At 67.3% G+C, this 2,147-nt stretch carries 1 protein-coding gene; it reads left to right on the top strand.

What is annotated here, in order from left to right:
• The coding region (locus ENSA7_RS44860; RefSeq protein WP_181234632.1) for a hypothetical protein at positions 1–2,147 on the top strand (2,147 nt) is incomplete at both ends.

The raw sequence follows: 2,147 nt of genomic DNA, 5'->3' as shown, positions 1-2,147 counted from the left end.
CGGCTTCGAGCACACGCCCGGCGAGGCCAACTTTGCCGAGCGGGCCTTCTTTCCGTTCATGCTGTTCCCCAACGAGGAGCAGTACGTGCTCGACCCGTTCGCGGAGCTGATGACCCTGCTCGACGCCGACGGCGACGGGCGCACCGACATGTTCCTCTCGGCTGGGGACGGCACCGCGAACTTGCCCGAGCATCGGGGTTGGGAGACGTGGACCTCGCAGCCTGGCGCCTACGGCGAGGACTTCCAGTACTGCGGATCCACGCGGGCCAACTTCGAGCAGTGCGCCGCAGCCGGGCATTACCTGGTCTACGAGAGCGAGCGCAGCGGCATGCTGGCGCTCGGCTCCCACGCCAGCGGCGGCCGGGCGGTGCCGCCGATGTTCGCAGCCGACTACGACGGCGACGGCCGCGACGACGTCTACGCGCTCGGCGACAATGTGCCGATCCCCGGCCTGCCCCCGGCCGGATACAGCTTCTACATCGCCCGCAGCCTGCCGGAGGGCGGCGTCGATCAATTCGAGTTCGATCCCGGCGCTGGGCTGATCTGGCAATTCACGGGCGCGGATCAGACCGGCGACGGCCTCGGTGATCTCTTGTTCTGCGCGGGCGAAGCGGATCTCGAGGAGCCCGAGCTCGGCACCGGGCGCTGGATGTTTGCGCCCAACGTCCCGGGCGTCGGGTTTGACGCCAGCGCCGTGTTCGACACCGGCCTGGTCTGCTCGGTCTACGACAAGCTGCTGCACCTCGACCACGACGGCGATGGCCTCGCCTCGCTGCTCGTGATCCCGACCTGGGACGCGAACACGCACAGCCGGATCCCCTCGAAGGCGTGGTCGGACTATTCCGCGATCACCCTCGATCCCCACGACGACTGGGCTGGCTCGCTCGCGTCCACCGGTCTCGCGCCGGATCTCGCCCAGCGCTGGCGGGCGAGCCTGGCGGGCCACTACAACAACTCCGACGTCGACATTGACTTTCCCCGATCCAACCAGGGCTTTGGGGTCGATCGGGTCCTGGATCTCAACGGCGACGGCCTTCACGACGTCCTGCGCTATGAGCTGCACGCGGGCGACGGGCCCGCGCAGCTCGAGACGATCTACAACACGATCGTGATCGATGATCCCCCGCTGCCCGAGTGGGGCGGCGTGCGGATCTGGATCAACACTGGCGCCGGCTTTGTCGACGGCGGCTGGTTGATGCAGTCGGAGGTCGAAGGCAACCGATCATTCGCGCGCTACTTGGCGTCGGGCGTGATCGACTACGACGGCGACGGGGTGCTCGACTACCTCACGCCCGTCGATGATCCAAACGCGAACGAGTGGGGGTGGACGGTCTTCATCAGCAACGGCGACGGCAGCTTTGACGCGCTGCCGGTCTCGCTGGATCTGATGCTCAACGATATCTACACCAGCCCGCGAGCCAGCACTGCGTTTGATCTGACCGGCGACGGGCTCCACGACCTCGGCGTGTTCACGTCGCTTCGCTGGACCCTGCGCGAGCGCTTGGGCGAGGTGCCCGACAAGCTCGTGCGGATCCAAAACGGCCTGGGCGCGACGGTCGAGGTCAGCTATCGCTCGATCACCGACTACGACGCGCCCGCGGGCCTGTACGCGCTGGATCTCGACAGCTGCGCATACCCGCGCCGCTGCGAGCGAGATCCCCGGATCGTCGTGGACACCCACCGGCTCGACGCTGGCGGGCAGCTGGTGCCGCGCCGGTTCGAGCACCGCTACGGGATGGGGCGCAGCGATCGTGAGGGCCGGCGCGCGCTCGGGTTCGTGTCGCACGAGACGATCGAGCTCGACGAGGACGGTCAGCCGATCTACCGGCGGCGGGTTGGCTATGGCCACACCTACGCGCCGGAGCTGTTGGACTTTCCGTACACGGGCATCCCCGCGACGATCATCGAGGATCACCGCGACGTCGAGTCGGGCAAGCACGTCGTCACGCATATCAAGCGGCTGTTCAATTACCTCGAGACCGAGCCGGGCTATTACCCCTACATCTCGCAGCAGGTCTCGCGCAGCTACGAGCTCGACGGCTGCGCCGACACGTTCTGCGAGCCCGAGGACTTCAATGACGACGCGCGCGTCAGCGACGTCGTCGACACCGTGTTCGAGCTCGACGACTACGGCAACCCGACCGTGT

The sequence above is a fragment of the Enhygromyxa salina genome (genome assembly GCF_002994635.1).
GTDB lineage: Bacteria > Myxococcota_A > Polyangia > Nannocystales > Nannocystaceae > Plesiocystis > Plesiocystis salina_B.
The sequence above is the reverse complement of the archived record's forward strand: the minus strand, read 5'-3'. Positions and strand labels throughout refer to the sequence as shown.